The 14702-nt window shown below is 55.7% G+C and carries 14 protein-coding genes and 1 rRNA gene; 5 read left to right on the top strand and 10 right to left on the bottom strand.

Features of this window, described 5'->3' with window-relative positions:
* Nucleotides 1-113, top strand: a 5S ribosomal RNA gene (gene rrf, locus VKV29_RS10740); the annotation flags it as partial.
* 391 nt (nucleotides 114-504) lie between these two features.
* Here rrf and VKV29_RS10745 read toward each other — a convergent pair.
* Nucleotides 505-1782: an MFS transporter gene (locus VKV29_RS10745; protein WP_324201306.1), complete on the bottom strand. Its 1278-nt coding sequence runs from the start codon at nucleotides 1780-1782 to the stop codon at nucleotides 505-507.
* Nucleotides 1783-2009: 227 nt separating this feature from the next.
* Between VKV29_RS10745 and VKV29_RS10750 the strand changes: the two genes are divergently transcribed.
* A complete protein-coding gene (locus tag VKV29_RS10750) occupies nucleotides 2010-2918 on the top strand; it encodes a hypothetical protein (protein ID WP_324201307.1) in 909 nt (302 codons plus the stop codon).
* Nucleotides 2919-2933: 15 nt separating this feature from the next.
* On the opposite strand, the gene VKV29_RS10755 is transcribed toward VKV29_RS10750, so the two are convergent.
* The 8 genes from VKV29_RS10755 to VKV29_RS10790 all read right to left on the bottom strand — a co-directional run bounded on the left by VKV29_RS10755 (nucleotide 2934) and on the right by VKV29_RS10790 (nucleotide 7557).
* On the bottom strand, nucleotides 2934-3203 hold the full coding sequence (locus VKV29_RS10755) for a hypothetical protein (RefSeq protein ID WP_324201308.1): 270 nt from the start codon (nucleotides 3201-3203) through the stop codon (nucleotides 2934-2936).
* Nucleotides 3204-3291: 88 nt separating this feature from the next.
* On the bottom strand, nucleotides 3292-4356 hold the full coding sequence (locus VKV29_RS10760) for an ABC transporter substrate-binding protein (RefSeq protein WP_324201309.1): 1065 nt from the start codon (nucleotides 4354-4356) through the stop codon (nucleotides 3292-3294).
* On the bottom strand, nucleotides 4353-5129 hold the full coding sequence (locus VKV29_RS10765) for an ABC transporter ATP-binding protein (protein ID WP_324201310.1): 777 nt from the start codon (nucleotides 5127-5129) through the stop codon (nucleotides 4353-4355). The genes VKV29_RS10760 and VKV29_RS10765 overlap by 4 nt, the downstream gene beginning before the upstream one ends.
* 32 nt (nucleotides 5130-5161) lie before the next feature.
* On the bottom strand, nucleotides 5162-5398 hold the full coding sequence (locus VKV29_RS10770; protein ID WP_324201311.1) for a hypothetical protein: 237 nt from the start codon (nucleotides 5396-5398) through the stop codon (nucleotides 5162-5164).
* Nucleotides 5399-5446: 48 nt separating this feature from the next.
* Nucleotides 5447-5719 (bottom strand): hypothetical protein, encoded by a 273-nt coding sequence (locus tag VKV29_RS10775; RefSeq protein WP_324201312.1) that lies wholly within the window; start codon nucleotides 5717-5719, stop codon nucleotides 5447-5449.
* A 10-nt stretch (nucleotides 5720-5729) separates the two neighbouring features.
* Entirely contained in the window at nucleotides 5730-6509 is a 780-nt protein-coding gene (locus VKV29_RS10780; protein ID WP_324201313.1) for an ABC transporter permease, read from the bottom strand.
* Nucleotides 6510-6527: 18 nt separating this feature from the next.
* Nucleotides 6528-6803 (bottom strand): hypothetical protein, encoded by a 276-nt coding sequence (locus VKV29_RS10785; protein ID WP_324201314.1) that lies wholly within the window; start codon nucleotides 6801-6803, stop codon nucleotides 6528-6530.
* Nucleotides 6796-7557 carry a hypothetical protein gene (locus VKV29_RS10790; protein ID WP_324201315.1) on the bottom strand — a complete coding sequence of 254 codons (762 nt, stop codon included), beginning with the start codon at nucleotides 7555-7557 and terminating at the stop codon, nucleotides 6796-6798. Before VKV29_RS10790 ends, VKV29_RS10785 begins: the two co-directional genes overlap by 8 nt.
* 281 nt (nucleotides 7558-7838) lie before the next feature.
* On the opposite strand from VKV29_RS10790, the gene VKV29_RS10795 reads away from it, so the two are divergent.
* Together VKV29_RS10795 and VKV29_RS10800 are read left to right on the top strand one after the other, a co-directional pair.
* Nucleotides 7839-9002 carry a homogentisate 1,2-dioxygenase gene (locus VKV29_RS10795; protein ID WP_324201316.1) on the top strand — a complete coding sequence of 388 codons (1164 nt, stop codon included), beginning with the start codon at nucleotides 7839-7841 and terminating at the stop codon, nucleotides 9000-9002.
* A gap of 10 nt (nucleotides 9003-9012) precedes the next feature.
* Nucleotides 9013-9660: a flavin reductase family protein gene (locus VKV29_RS10800; protein WP_324201317.1), complete on the top strand. Its 648-nt coding sequence runs from the start codon at nucleotides 9013-9015 to the stop codon at nucleotides 9658-9660.
* 66 nt (nucleotides 9661-9726) lie between these two features.
* On the opposite strand, the gene VKV29_RS10805 is transcribed toward VKV29_RS10800, so the two are convergent.
* On the bottom strand, nucleotides 9727-13179 hold the full coding sequence (locus tag VKV29_RS10805; protein WP_324201318.1) for a zinc-dependent metalloprotease: 3453 nt from the start codon (nucleotides 13177-13179) through the stop codon (nucleotides 9727-9729).
* Nucleotides 13180-13562: 383 nt separating this feature from the next.
* Here VKV29_RS10805 and VKV29_RS10810 point away from each other — a divergent pair, with 383 nt between their 5' ends.
* On the top strand, nucleotides 13563-14609 hold the full coding sequence (locus tag VKV29_RS10810) for a Gfo/Idh/MocA family oxidoreductase (protein ID WP_324201319.1): 1047 nt from the start codon (nucleotides 13563-13565) through the stop codon (nucleotides 14607-14609).
* The last annotated feature ends 93 nt before the right edge of the window (nucleotides 14610-14702 follow it).

The raw sequence follows: 14702 nt of genomic DNA on the forward strand, positions 1-14702 counted from the left end.
GTGGCCATGGCGACGGTGTCCCACCCGTTCCCATCCCGAACACGGTCGTGAAAGCCGTCTGCGCCGAAAATACTGGAGGGGCAACCCTCTGGGAAGATAGGACGCTGCCAGAAACTCTGCACGAAACCGCCGAGCGATCCCTTCGATCGTCCGGCGGTTTGTTTTTAACCCATCCACCCTTTTGGCAATCTGTAGGGGCAGGCCTTGTGCCTGCCCATAAAACATGCCCATCACAATGGGGTAACCATCAAATGTGGAGAGGGGCAGCTCGCGGTGAGCAACTCAGCGGCCTGAGAGATTCCCATTGACTTCTCTTTCTCTGGCCGCTGTATTGCTGTCCGCGAGGACGAAAGGACGGGATAGGGGGCGAACTAGACAGGCTTGCTCTGTGAACTGGCTCTAGAACCGTGAGGTTGTCAGCCTCTACAGTCCCACTCCCTTCCCCTGCAGGGGAAGGGGAGAGCAATAGGCTTACTCTCGGTTCCCTACGGAGAGAGCTGCAAACTAACTCGCTGCTTGCTCCGGTAGGCCTTCCTGTGAGGGTTCCGGAATGAGCAGCGCAATAAACAGGGCCGGCACGTAAAGCCAGGCAACCCATACCAGTGCTTGTGCAAAGTTGGAGACGGGCGCAAGCACTCCGAACACCACGGTGCCGATGGCCGCCACGATGCGACCGGTGTTGTAACTGAAACCGGCGCCCGTGGTACGCAATAACGTGGGGAAGAGCGGAGGAATGTAGAGTGGGTATAGCCCGAAGACGCCCTGAGAGAAGAAATGAGCCCAAATGATGTAGTACAAAATCGTTATATGGTTGTGCGGAAATGCGTAGGCCGCTAACATAGCCAGCCAAGCGCCGATAAAGGTAATGGAAATGGCAACCTTATAGTTGAAACAACGTGCAAGGAAGGCCGCAAAGTAGTTGCCTCCGATGGCCATAACGGTGGTGATGAGACTGGCAAAGGCCACATAGTGTTGCTTCTGTACGTCGCTCCAATGCGCGATGTCGGGGAGCTGCCGCAACTGCTGCGGATACCAGAAGATAAGCGCCCAAACGGTGGTGAGGGAGGCGGAACAGATGAGCAGGGAGAGAAGGGTTGTACGCAGCACAGGGCCGCGAAATAGCTCGATGACGGGTGGATCGGGCTGCTGCTGTTTGGCCGTAGTCCATTCTTCGGGCTCGGGAACGGCACGCCGAATCCAGTAAACCAAAAGAGCGGGTAAAGCCCCAACTAGAAACACCAGACGCGGATTTGCCGCAAAGACCCCGGCCGCTAAAGTCGCCACCAAGATGCCACATTGAAATGCCGATTGTAAAGTGGCGCTTACCCATGGGCGCCAACGCTTTGGCCATGTTTCGCACACAAGAGAAGAACCGGCGGCCCACTCGCCACCAATTCCCAGCGCTGCGAGAAAACGAAGCACTAAAAACGTCTGCCAGTTAGGCGCCAAAGTAGAAAGCCCGGTGCACAGTGAAAAGAGCAGAATGGTGAGCGCCATGGTGCGACTGCGACCGATCCTATCGCCTACTCGCCCGAAAAGGGTGCCTCCTAGCGCCCAACCCACCAAAAGCGCCGCCTGAATGTAACTGCCGATATGTACTATGGTTGCTTTGGGGGTGCCAGCAGGTACCAGCATAGGCACCAACGAACCGGCAACCAGCACGTAAAGCGTGCTATCCATTCCATCAAAAAGCCAACCTAGCCAGGCAGCCAGTCCACCCTGCAACTGGCGCGACGTGAGATCACGAAGAGAAGTAGGCTCGGGAAGCGATTGAGCCGACATCGAAAAAAAAGTCCTCCTTAAATTCTATTCTAAATTCGCTGCTTCGCCGTCTATATCCTGCTTGTATTTGTTTAAGTAAGCCCCATTCTGATATAGAAAAGCGGGGGTTACGGCCAAGTTCGTCAGTCGCGCATCTTGCAGGTGCTTCTTTAAGGATGAGGACATAACTAAAGAACAATGGGGAATGGACGAATCATACTAAGTAGAGCGAGTGAAGGGAGAAACGCGTGGTCGCTTTTTGGGCCGCTATCATTGGGGCGCTTACCGTTACCTTAATCGGTCTTTGGCAATCGAGCACACGCTACTACGCTTGGCGACGGCTCAAACGTCGCTTTGCCGGTATGGTGGTGTCTGCCGAACCGTTGTGGCAGCACAATAGTCCCTCTCTTGTGTTGCGTCCGCTGCTAAGGAGCACCGACCCCGAACCGTTCTGCATTCCCGCCACCTTATGGGCGGCTAAGCGCTACCGCCTCTATTTCTTGCTAGACCTCGATAAGAGCTGCTTGCCAGAAACAGTAACCGAATGGTTGCAGAAAGGGAGCTTGCTCTTTATCGAGATGACCGGAGAGGCCGCCATCTATCGTGCAGAGGTTCGGCTCTGCGGAATCCATGTTCGACCACAAGGGCTTTTAATAAAAACAACGCGCCCGTTGTGGGCTGTGCGCATTCAACGTCGCCAATACGCTCGTGTTGCCGTGGCGTTGCCTGTCACCCTGGAGAGCATAGAGGAGACTTCGGTTCCTCAGGCGGTTGAGGCTGCATCGAAGCGTGCTGAGAATCGCGAGAGGCAAACTCGACGGCACCGTTTCGATGCGACTTTGTGTGACCTCTCTGCCGGTGGATTTCGAGCGGAAATTCATTGTGAGGGTAGCCCCCAAGCGGCGGCCCTGCTGTCGGAGCTTCTGGCGCCTCAGACCGTGCTGCATGTGCATCTGCCGATTATTGGGTTAGAAAAAGCCCAACTGCGCGCGCGTGTGTTTACCTGCGATCGAATCCTAACGCGCTGTGGACTGGGCGTTCGTATTACCTGTTGCTTCATTGCCCCCGAGCCATGGGAACAGGAGGAGATCATGCATTTTGTGTTCCAAAAACAACGGGAGGAACTGCAGCGTCGTCGTCCCTCCCGTTTCGTCTAGAAGTAGGTGGCCCTGCTAGTGCTTCTTTCTGGAGCTGCCTTTGTGTTGCTTCGTGCGAGCGGCATGGTGAGATGGCCGCGTTGCATGCCGTGCTTTTTTAGGAAGGGAGCGATGCTCGGCAACGCGGTTTAGCAGTCGCTGCATGGCGGCCAGATGCGTTTGCGCTTGCCTTAGGTCGTGCTGGAACTTCGTGGAGCGGTAGGTTTGCGCTTGCGCCGCCAACATCACCGTGAGCAGGGCCAGCAAACCCATCAAAGCCACAACACGGGTTACAGCGGCACGCATCCTCCTGTTTCCTCCTTACAACCCGTTTTAGAAGGGAAGCCTCCGGGCGCTTCCCTTCTATTTTTACGTCGAAACCCTCTCCCCTTGTTCAGCCCGCTTGAGCGGTGGTGGGGGGCGGTGTGATCTTTATGGGCACGATGTGTTTAGGGATAAAGCTTCGGTCTAGAAAGGCCGAGAGAGGCAGCTTGTGCTTTAAAACGCCTACCTTCACCGCTTCATCCATAATGTCCTCCATGTCCTTGTCGGTGGGGGTAAGCATGGAGTAGCTAACGCGATCGGGAGGCGTTGTGAGCACGTAGCGAAGCAGTTTCGGGTTTTGACGATAGTAGGGGGCGACCACTTCCGCCGCTTCAATGCGATGCTTGTCGGCCCACGCGCCGCTATCGGCGATGCCGCGTACGAGGTCGGCAACAAGGAGGGGGTTAGAGTGAATCAGCTTGTCGCTCACCACCAGAACGCAGGAGACAAAGCCCGGCCATAGGTCTTTGGCATAATACAGCGGTCGCCCTATGCCCATCATCTCGGCTTTGCCGGGGTTGGGTTCACCCACGAAGAAGGCATCTATAGCATGTGCTGCCAATGCTGCCGGCATGTCTGGAGGAGCCATTTGAACAAACTTGATGTCGTTAGGCTGCATGCCCTCCTGTTCCATCCGTCGCCGCAAAACAAGATACTGGTTGCTGGTAAAGCTGGGAACGGCCAGGGTGCAGCCCTTGAGATCGCGCAGGCTTTTGGCCTTGCTGTTTTTGGGCACGATGAGCGTAGAGCCATCTCGATGGCCGAGATAGACGATCTTACACGGCACTCCCTCTTCCACGAGTTTCATGGCGAGCGGCGCCAACATAAAGCTGGCCTGCAGCCTCCCCGATTTAAAGGCCTCGCAGAGGGTGGGGAAGTCCATAAACCGCCACGACTCGAACCGCGCGAATTTACTGGTTCGCGTGGCGTAGTCGGTGACAGGGCAGGTGAGGTGGCAAGTAACCGGCAAAAAGCCGACCTTCAGCACCTCTCGTGGGCCGTTGTGTTGTTGGAGAGCCTCTGCAATGTTTGAGTAGAACCGCAGGGTGCCAAGCACGACGAGCGAAAGAACCATACCAAAGCAACCCTGCAATAACGGCGAACGCTGAAACTGTTTCCAGAGAGTAGATTTCATTTCGATGCTCCTTCCAATCCCATTTCGATTAAAAGGCGTTGAGTTGTTTCGATAACAGCGGGATGAGTGAGGTTGCGAGGACGTGGCGCATTCACCACCAACTCGCACTGTATACGGGCGGGGCGCTCCGACAGCACGATAACCCGATCGGCCAGATGGGCGGCCTCTTCTAGGTCGTGCGTTACAAGCACCACGGTGCGCGGGCGTAGCGAGAGAATTCGGCCTAGCTCTTGTCGTAGCTGCAGTCGGGCGATGTAGTCGAGCGAAGAGAAGGGTTCATCCATTAGCAGGATGTCGCTCTCGTCGGCTAAGGCACGGGCAAGCTCTGCCCGTTGCTTCATGCCACCTGAAAGCTGGTGCGGGTAGCTATCGGCAAACATGGGCAGTTCAACAAGCTCGAGCATCTCGGCAAGCTTTTTTTGCCGCTCGCTGCCTTTCGACAGGCGCCTTAGTCCTAAACCGATATTCTCGGCCACGGTGAGCCACGGAAAAAGCCCGCCCTGTTGATAGATCATCCGAACCTCCCCATGGCGCTCGATCTGCCCCTTTGTAGGCTGCTCGTAGCCGGAGAGGAGGCTTAGCAGGGTTGTTTTTCCACAGCCGGAAGGCCCCACGATGGCCAGAAATTCGTGGCGTTTGATCTCTAAATTAAAGCTTTCAATGACACGCAAGGGGCCGTAGGAGTGCTCCAGCTCCCTAATGGTAACCGCTGCTAAGCCGTTGGGCGGCGTCTGCATTGCCGTGTGTGTTGTTGTGAGGTCACTTTGTGTCATAAAAACCCCCTATAGTTGCATGTTCGTTTTCTCTAGGGCCGCCCTACGCCCAAACCGTCCGCAACGCGGTTAATGTAATTGAACCAAGAGGCTATCAGGTTGATCTGTAGGATAGCCGTGTCGTCGAAACCGTGTGCGCGCAAGCACTCGATGTCCTCTCGGCTAACCGAGGCCGGTTCAAGCGTAAGTTTGGCCACGTAGTCCAACATAGCCCTGTCGGCAGGGTCTAGATTGGCTTTCCGATAGTCTTCGCGAATGGCGTTTGCCAACGCATCGTCTTTGGTAACGCGACGTAGAAACTCTACGTGTGACTCCGTTCAATAAAAGCAGTGGTTGAGCACGGAAACGGTGGCGGCGATCATCTCATGCTGTTTGCGCGAAAGCGGCAGTTCCGGCGACATAAGGGTGCCGAAGGTCGCAAAGGCATGATAGAGCGTTTCTGGTAACAGGCTATGGGAGAGCACAATGCTCTCGCCCTTCACGGCCTCCACCGGCAGCTTGTACTCCGGTGGATAGAGATTCCCCTGCTTTAGCATCGCCTCTAAAACCTCCGGCGATTCGTTGGGTTGAACGATCTTGATCCAGGTCATAGCGTGCTCCCTAGTTTCTATAGCCCCACTGTACGGAGGGCGATTTTGCAAGCAGCAGGACGAACTTATCCATAAACACGCCAATAAGCCCGATAACCACCATGTGCACCACGAGGAGGTCTTGACGTAGGGCGTTGCGGTCGTCATAGATGGCAAAACCAAGGCCGCTGCGGGTACCCACCATTTCGGCGGCCACCAGCACGACCCAGGCGATGCCGAGAGTCACTCGTAAGGCCGTAATCAGTTGCGGCGTGATGGCAGGCAGTGTGACGAGAAGGATGCGGCGTACCCCTCGAATGCCGAAGTCGTGCGCAACACGGAAATAGACCTCCGGAATGGCGGCCACCGCCGAGGCCACCGAGACGGCCATAGGAAAGAACACCGCCATGAAAATGAGAAAGATGGCCGGAGGATCGCCCACGCCGAACCAGGTGATCGCAAAACCTATCCATGCGAGGGGAGACAGGTTGCGGAAGAAGTTGATGATAGGAAGGAGGGCCGTGCGCACCCATGGGCTATTGCCAAGCCATAAGCCCATGGGGATGCCGAGCAAGACGGCGATGCTGAACCCGGCGGCCACGCGCCATAGCGAGACGATAATATCCTGCCAGAGCCGCTTCGAGTGCCATTCCTCCTGAAAGCCATGCCAAACGTCGGCTGGGGTAGGAAAGACCGTAGCGGGTAGCCGATGCAAGGCACATAGCAGCCACCATAGGCCTAATGCGCACAGGAAAAGCGCAAAAGGCGCAAGCACAGCGTAGGTAGAAGAGGGCTTACTTTGATAGCGCATAATGGTCTGTTCACTCCCCTACGATAGCTTTAACGCGGCGAGGATGCGTTTTTGGTTGCCGAGTATCTCGTTTTGGTTATGCAGCAGTGTCTGCTGGTTCTCCAAAATCTTCTCCTCCCGTGTGAGGATGCGCTCTTGATTGCTGAGGATCTCTTTCTGATTTCCGATGATCTCTTTCTGGTTCCCGATGATCTCTTTTTGATTGCCGATGATCTCCTTTTGGTTGCCGATAATCTCTTTCTGGTTGCCGATAATCTCTTTCTGGTTGCTCACGATCTCTTTTTGGTTATCCACGATCTCCTCTTGGCGATTTTGGATGCGCTCTTGGTTTACGAGCACCATCTCCATGGTGGCCATTTGCGATTGGAGCTGTTCCATCGTAGTGAGGATCGTCTGTTGTGTGGCCGTAATGGCCTGTTGGCTGGCGATGATCGTCTGCTGATATGCTGCCAGGGTTTGCTGTTGAATGGCTGTCTCCTCCGACATATTCCGGTTCATTCCTTTCTGCATTTTCATCTTCTTGTTCTTTGGCTAACTCCGAGACCTCTTCCATCTCCGTTGGTTCCGGTGGCGGGGTCTCCATGTCTATACACACATGAAGCAGGAACTCTCCGTTTTCCAGGATGAGGTCGGCCTGCCCTGGAATGCGATCGGGGCGGGCGGGCGCATAGCGCACGAAGCGAAAAGGAATGTAGTGCCGCCCCGATAGGCAGAGCATCGAAACGTGCGTTAGCCCTCGAAACGAAACCAAGCGCTGATCCAGCACCATCGGGTCGTGAGGGTCGAACTGCACATGTACCCTCTTGTCGGTTTTATAGGCCTCGCAGGCTTTGCTAATGGCGCGTACGGCCATCTGCGAGGAAAGCCCATAGCGGTTGCGAAGCTCCTGATAGACCAGCGGCTGTAGGGCCAGCTTATTGGCGATGCGATAGGTATAGGCCACATCGGCCACATGCTGGCAAGCGCCGTTGAAGGCCTCGATAGTTTCCTGCAACGCACGCTGCTGGTCTTCGTTCGTTTCAAGGCGTAGCACCAGTGTCTGCTTCATGGTAGTTCTATTCTAACACAGGAGGGAACAAGAGCGCAATAGATCATAGACATTTTTTTGTGCATAGACAAAATCAAGCATTTTTTTTTTGAGAGAATTCATCCCCTTCCGTAACGTATGTAGGGGACAAAGGAGGGGCTTTAGGGTGGGGCTTAGTAGAGGAAAGAAGGAAGTGACTTGCGGTACGCCTAAATATCCATCATATAAACAAGTTTCAACTGTGGTGCCGCTCCTAACCGGAGCTTCGGCACCCCGATTTTTGGTAGGGCAGGAGGAAAGCCATGCCACACTATGTCCAACGCGGCACCGTTCCGCGGAAACGTCATATCCAGTTTCGCAAGCCCGATGGCACGCTCTACAGCGAGCAGGTGTTCGGCACAAAGGGGTTTTCCGGTATCGCCTCCATTCTCTATCATCTCCATCCGCCCACGCAGGTTGAGAACTTCGAGCCGCTTATGGACCTCCGGCCGGCGCTGGCCAATCGGCAGGCGCTACGCCATCATCATCTGCGCACAGCAGGTGCACAGCCTCAGGGTGATGCCGTTTCCGGTCGCATTCCTTTGTTGGTGAATGCCAACGTCACCCTTTCTCTGTGCTGCCCCAAGTTCACCATGCCGTATCTCTACAAAAACGCCGATGGCGATGAGCTGATCTTTGTGCATGAAGGGCAGGGCGCGTTACACACCATGTTCGGGCTGCTGACGTTTGGCGAGGGAGATTACCTTGTCATCCCGCGCGGCACCATCTATCAGTTGGAACTGCTGCGCTCCCCCATGCGGCTGTTGGTCGTGGAGGCTGTTGGGGGGCCGATAGAGATACCGAAACGATATCGCAACGAATACGGCCAGTTGTTGGAGCATGCCCCGTTCTGTGAACGCGACATTCGCGTTCCAGAAACGCTAGAGGTGCACGAGGAGACAGGGCATTTTGAGGTGCGCATTAAGGCGCAGGGTGCTCTCACCGCCTATCACTACAATTTTCATCCCTTTGACGTGGTGGGGTGGGATGGCTATCTCTACCCGTGGGCGTTTAACATCCACGACTTCGAGCCGATTACCGGTAGCCTGCACCAGCCGCCGCCAACGCACCAAACCTTCTCTGGCCCCAACTTTGTTGTCTGCTCGTTCGTACCTAGAATGTTGGACTATCATCCGGAGGCGGTGCCCGTTCCCTACAACCATAGCAATGTGGATAGCGATGAGGTGCTCTACTACGTGAACGGCAACTTCTCTAGCCGTCGGGGCATCGAACGCGGTTCCATTACCTTGCACCCGGCCGGTCTCCCTCACGGCCCCCAGCCCGGCGCCGTTGAGGCGAGCTTAGGCCTTAAGCGTACGGAAGAGATGGCGGTGATGCTCGATACCTTCTATCCGTTGCAGATCACCGAAGCCGCCCTCGCGTTTGACGATCCAACCTATCCCAAGAGCTGGCTTCCACGGAGTTAAGAAAAGGTTAATGGAAAACTCGTCTAACATGCAGGAGTTTGTGGGGATAGACCCTTCCGACCTCACGCCACCCGAGGTCTACCGCCTGCTGCTGCATCATGTGGCCCCGAGGCCTATCGCTTTCGTCTCAACCCTTTCTAAAGAGGGGGTGCCCAATTTGGCGCCCTTCAGCTTCTTCATGGCCGGAGGATCAAACCCTCCTTCGGTGGTCGTCTCCCCTACCAACAATCGCCACGGACAACCCAAAGATACCCTGGTCAACATTCGCGACACAGGGGAGTACACGATCTCGGTGGTGAGCTATTTTATGGCGGAGCGGATGAATCAGGCCTCTGCCGACTACCCTTATGGCGTTAGCGAATGGGAGAAAGCGGGCTTTGTTCCTGCCCCCTCTGTGAAGGTGAAGCCGGCTCGGGTTGCCGAGAGCCTTATGGCGATGGAGTGCCGCCTGTTTCAGATTGTGGAACACGGCGGAGGCCCCATCTCGGCTAACTATATTATCGGCGAGGTGCTCTATTTCCACGTAGCCCGCTCGCTTTTGCTACCGGATGGCCGTATAGACGCAACGCGCGTGGATTACATCGGGCGCATGGGCGGCGATTGGTATGTGCGGGCGCGGCCCGATGCCATGTTTGAAATGCCGCGCCCACAGCTTTGAAAAAGGGTAGCTTCGTCAAAAAGCTACCCTTTTGTTTGTTTGTCTCAATGCCGACTTGCTTTTAAGTTACTTCTGCTTCTGGTCGCCTAGCAGCAGTTGAAGCAGCGAGTTCGCCGCTCCTCCTTGCGGCCCTCCGATGATCTGCTGGGCGTGCAAGGCGCGATTGATGCGCATAAGGCAGTCGCTCAGATGAATGCGCGTGTATTCGTCATGGGGCCGCTTTAGGTCGGCCTCTATCTCATCGCGTAGGGTGCGCATCTGATACCAGGCCAGCATCTTAGCATCGGCAGGAGCCGGATTTGTAGGGTTCACAATCATGTCCGCCATAATATCTATGTAGGTGCGCTGCAGTTCACGATGCAAGGCGTTGATGTTCTCCCCGCTGGCCAGCTCCGGCCAAACGGCAGCGTTCACCGTATGGAATAGTTCGGTGAGCGGTAGCGTTTTTGTCGGGCCTACCTTGAACTCGTTGTTCACGATGCGGTCGAGGGTGATAGAGCTGAAAAGGTAGCGAAGGCAGCTCTCTTGGGCGCTGGAGATCGTGTCGAAGATGGGATAGTCCTGCCGCTGCAGCATAACGACGAACCCGGCGTTTGGGTTGGTGGTAAAGTGGGTGTAGTAGCTCGACGGGAAGTTGAAGGCGTCGGCACTGAGCATATAGTTGCAGATGAGCTGCAGAGCGGCCTCCTGCTGTGCCCGCGGAATGGGCAGCAATGTGGGATGTTCTAGGTAGTCGCCGCGCTGGTTACGGTTTACATAGAGACCCCCGATGTAGTGTGCAGCGCGCGCTGCTGAAGCGACATGGATGTTCAATAGCCCGTTGAAATCGCGAGTAAACTCCCAGTAGCTCTGACCAGGCGCCGGTACCCGCTTCGAGAGGGTGAGCAGCAGATAGCGCGAGAGGTCGAGGGAACGCTTCCAATAGACGAGGGGGTCTGCGCCTAAGTCAAAACGGGTGACATCGGGGTCGAACTGGTCGGCGATCTCATCGCTTTCGTAGGCGTGCCCCGGCAGGTTGCATGCCGAGGCGATCTGGTGCAACGTGTACAGCTCGGCTTCGGGGGTTTTGGCATTGGGGATCGGCAGGTAGCCGTATTTGATTGCCCACTCGTCGTAAGGCCCAATGCGCGGTGTCCAGAAGGCGACACCGCGTCGGCGCAATGCCGCAATGTTAAAGGGCAGATAGTCCATCACCGAGGCCGAGATACCGGTTTTATCTATCGTCTGTTCGTCCTTGAGTTGGTCGAGGGTGTGATAGGTGCTGGCAACAAAGTTGTGTCGTAGCCCAAGAATATGCCCCATTTCATGGGCCACCACGGAGCGTAGGAAGTCGTTTGCGTAGGCCGTCTCATCGGTTTTTACGAGGCTGGCCGGCTCCAAGAGCTTCAGTGCCATGCTGCCGAACCAGGCGTTCTGCACCCCCTCGGCGGGCATATCGCAGCGCATCTCCTGCAAGGAGCGTTTCAGAAGCTCTTTGGGTGAAAGCGGCTGCATCATCTCGTTGAAGTAGGAGGCAGGGTCTACCTCCACTTGCTGTTCCACCTTTGTAAAGCGCACAAGGTTGGCATCAATGGTGATGTCGGCGTTGAGAATCTGGCCGGTAAGTGGGTTAACCCGCATAAGGGAAACGGCGTAGCCACTGGAGGGCGAGGTAACCCATCGCACAACGTTATAGCGCATATCGGCCGTATCCCAGTCGGCGTTGTCGGGCATTTGCTGCACCACGATGGCGTTTTTGAACCCGATCTTCTCAAACGCCCGGTTCCAGTAGAGAATGCCCTCCTTAATCGCTTCGCGATACTGCAGCGGAATGGCGTTGTCGAGCCACATGACGATAGGCTTCACCGGCTCCGACAACGGGGCGTTTGGGTCGGCTTTTACCAGATGCCACCGGTAGATGTAGTGTACGGACTGATCGGCCTTCGAGTCGTCGTCAAGGTCTTGGAATTCCACCTGAAAGTAACCTATACGAGGGTCGGCCAACCGCGGCATATAGCCGTTGTCGGTAGGGAGGGGGAACAGGGTGTAGTTGACGATGAAGGGAATGGAGCGGTCGTCTGCAAGCACACTGTTGGAGCCACCTAACAGCTCGGCCAGACTAGTTCCTCCGCCACGCCCGAGCTTCATAAAGTTATAGTGAGTCTCTACCACGAGGTCTTTGGGAAAATTCTTGATGTTGGTAACGTAGGTTTTACTGCGGTCGAGGGCATAGCCTCCGCCGCCCCCACCGAACAGCCCGCCAAGTGGATTGGAGAAGATGTCGGTAACCTGGGCGATATCTCCTTTAAAAAGGTCACTCACGTCAATGAGTAGCGATTTTCGGTCGGGTTGTTGTGCTTTAATAACAAACGATTCTAGTTCTGCATCGGCAAAAGAGCGCTTCACCGCCCGCGCTAGGGGCGTATCGGGTCGCACGCGGAAGTTGATGTTGGGTACCACGATGGTGAGCTTGCCATCGGGAGTTTTTACAAATTTGAACAACAGGTCGTTGATGGGCGTACCTGCTACGATCTGGGCCGAGGTGCCAGTGCGCGCCGTTACCTCCATAAAGAGAGGCTTGTTCAGCAAGTCCTCCGGAATCTCCATGTAGATGGTATCGCCCTCGTCCGTCTTTTTACGGTAGATGGTTACGAACCCCGGGAGTTTTTCAAAGCCTTTCACCTCATCGTCTATGGTCTTGGGCTTAGGGGCCTCCGAGGCCGATGCCACCCCGCCGGTCTTCACGTCGCCTAGGGGGCTACCCTCGGTTCGCTGGGAGGTAAAATGGCCACTGGCAAGGGTGGGGGCATCCGGTCCGCCAAAGGGCACGTTGTCTACCTGCAGATCGGATTTTACGGTGTCTCCACTGGACTTCTCGACCCACAGCGTGCCCTTTGCCGTAATCGGGTGCTCGCCGGAGGTTTCGGTGAAACTCAATTCCACACGAAAGGTATCGGCAGAGGCGACTGTCTCCTCGCCATCAATCTTAAAATCGGCTTTGCCGGCGCGAATGCCGAGTTTGTCGTTTGGCTGGTAGGTATAGCTCCAACTATCTCCTACCCCCACAGGCTGTTGGGGGAAAACCACGCTGGTGGCCTCTATAAGGCGCACCGAATCGCGCGCCTGCGCTTCGCCCTCGGCGGATTTATAGGAGGCCAGCGTGCCATCGGGGTGGACGACGAGCACATCCGTTGTCTTCTCTTCATCGGGCAAGGGGCTAGAGTGGCCGTTGGTGGAGATTTCGCCCGATTCGGTGGTCTGCTCTAGGGTGACGTCGCCGGAAGGGGCCACATTGGTAAACTTCACCCTTTGCGTCTGTTTTATCTGCAGCGCTAAACTCATTCCTTCTGCAGAGACCTTTAGATCGGCCTCTTGCTGATAACGTGCGATCTGGCCTGCCTTAGCGCGGATGGCCAAGGTAACTTTTTGTGATGAGGTCTGCTGTTTTTGCTGGGATTGCGGAGGCTGTTGGGCACCACAAAGGGGTGCAATACCCAGCAGCAAAGTTGCGAGAACACAAAAACGCCCAAACGGTTTCATAGTAGGTACGTATCTCCTCAAGTCTGGGGACTTCTGCCCATGAATTAATTTTACACCATTGTGACACTAAAAATCGCCCTCTTAGCCATCGAAGGGGTGCGCATAAAGACGAGCGACAGGCGCGGTTTGGCGCGTAGGGCAGGGTGGAAACGCTGTTTGGAATCAAGACGGCGATTATGGGTCAGAGGTTTCGCCAAAATGGCGGTGAGCCATTTTGGCATGGTAGGCGGTTGCCGGCATTTTCAGAAAATGGCGCCAAGTAATGTCGTATCGGCAGCTGGGCAGGAGAAGGCAAAGCCTATGAAGAATTATTCACCCAGAAAAGTTCATCGTTTGCCGATGAACGGCCTCGACGATCAGCATTTAGAAAAGGAGTTGGTGAAATGCCAAAAGACAAGGTTCGTGTAGGGTTTATCGGATGTGGGGGTATTTCAGGTGCCCACCTGCCCCATCTTTCTAAGTGGGACGATGTGGAGCTGGTAGCGTTTTGCGACATCGTGGTGGAACGCGCTAAAAAGCGATCGGAGGAGTACGGTGGCGGGAACGTTTACGATGATGCCGCCACCATGCTGAAGAAGGAGCAGCTCGATGCCGCCTACATTTTAATTCCCACCTATGCGCATGGGGCACCAGAGCGCGCCTGCATCGAAGCCGGCGTTCACTTTTTGGTGGAGAAGCCACTAGGTCTCTATCCCGACGATTTGCGCAAACTCAGCAAAGAGGTAACGGCTTCGGGGCTTATCGCCTCGGCGGGTTTCATGAATCGCTACCGCAAGTCGGTCAATCGTGTAAGGGAGCTTCTGAAAGGGGATACCGGCATCCTCCTAGATGGGGGTTGGATCGGAGGGCCGCCACTGCAGCGCGAGGGAGACTACTTTGCCAACAACCCCATCGGGTTATGGTGGCCGGTGAAGGAGAAAAGCGGCGGTCAGATGGTTGAGCAGGTCATCCACACGGTAGACCTCGCCCGCTACCTTATGGGTGAGGTCGTAGAGGTGTTTGCTTTTGCGGCTCGAGGCTTTAACCAAAAGCTGCCCAACCTTGTGTCGAACTACAACCTGGACGATGCCATGGTCATGTCGCTGCAGTTCGAAAGTGGCGCCGTAGGCAACATCATGTCCTGTTGTGCTGCCCAGCAGGGGGGTGGCATTTTCCTGAACATCTGGGCGAGCAAACATACCGCCAAGTTCACAGATTGGGCCCACCATGTGCAGATCTATCGCCAGGGCGAGCCGGGAACGGAGGAGATTCGGGGCGACATCGAAGACATCTTCGCAAAAGAGGACCGCGCCTTCATTGATGCCGTGAAGAGTGGCGATGCCTCCGGCATTCTCTGCCCCTATGCCGATGGCGTCCGCTCTACGCTTGTGGCCCTTGCAGGCAACGAAAGCGTAGAGACCGGCAAGCCGGTGCGCGTTCGCTACGAGTAAAGCAGGCCTTTCTACCGGGGCATCGAGAGGAGGCCAAGCTGGCTCGTTCCGGCAATGTACGCCTAACCCATTGCCCTTAATGTGCTGTTTCCC

Source organism: Chthonomonas sp. (genome assembly GCF_035294165.1).
In the GTDB taxonomy this organism is placed as follows: Bacteria; Armatimonadota; Chthonomonadetes; order Chthonomonadales; family Chthonomonadaceae; genus Chthonomonas.

Bases quoted from the DNA above. Each gene is read 5' to 3' on its own strand.
- VKV29_RS10800 (WP_324201317.1), top strand. From the start codon at position 9,013: ATGGAAAACTCGTCTAACATGCAGGAGTTTGTGGGGATAGACCCTTCC.
- VKV29_RS10780 (WP_324201313.1), bottom strand. From the start codon at position 6,509: ATGCGCTATCAAAGTAAGCCCTCTTCTACCTACGCTGTGCTTGCGCCT.
- VKV29_RS10795 (WP_324201316.1), top strand. From the start codon at position 7,839: ATGCCACACTATGTCCAACGCGGCACCGTTCCGCGGAAACGTCATATC.
- VKV29_RS10765 (WP_324201310.1), bottom strand. From the start codon at position 5,129: ATGACACAAAGTGACCTCACAACAACACACACGGCAATGCAGACGCCG.
- VKV29_RS10805 (WP_324201318.1), bottom strand. From the start codon at position 13,179: ATGAAACCGTTTGGGCGTTTTTGTGTTCTCGCAACTTTGCTGCTGGGT.
- VKV29_RS10760 (WP_324201309.1), bottom strand. From the start codon at position 4,356: ATGAAATCTACTCTCTGGAAACAGTTTCAGCGTTCGCCGTTATTGCAG.
- VKV29_RS10810 (WP_324201319.1), top strand. From the start codon at position 13,563: ATGCCAAAAGACAAGGTTCGTGTAGGGTTTATCGGATGTGGGGGTATT.
- VKV29_RS10755 (WP_324201308.1), bottom strand. From the start codon at position 3,203: ATGCGTGCCGCTGTAACCCGTGTTGTGGCTTTGATGGGTTTGCTGGCC.
- VKV29_RS10745 (WP_324201306.1), bottom strand. From the start codon at position 1,782: ATGTCGGCTCAATCGCTTCCCGAGCCTACTTCTCTTCGTGATCTCACG.
- VKV29_RS10790 (WP_324201315.1), bottom strand. From the start codon at position 7,557: ATGAAGCAGACACTGGTGCTACGCCTTGAAACGAACGAAGACCAGCAG.
- VKV29_RS10775 (WP_324201312.1), bottom strand. From the start codon at position 5,719: ATGACCTGGATCAAGATCGTTCAACCCAACGAATCGCCGGAGGTTTTA.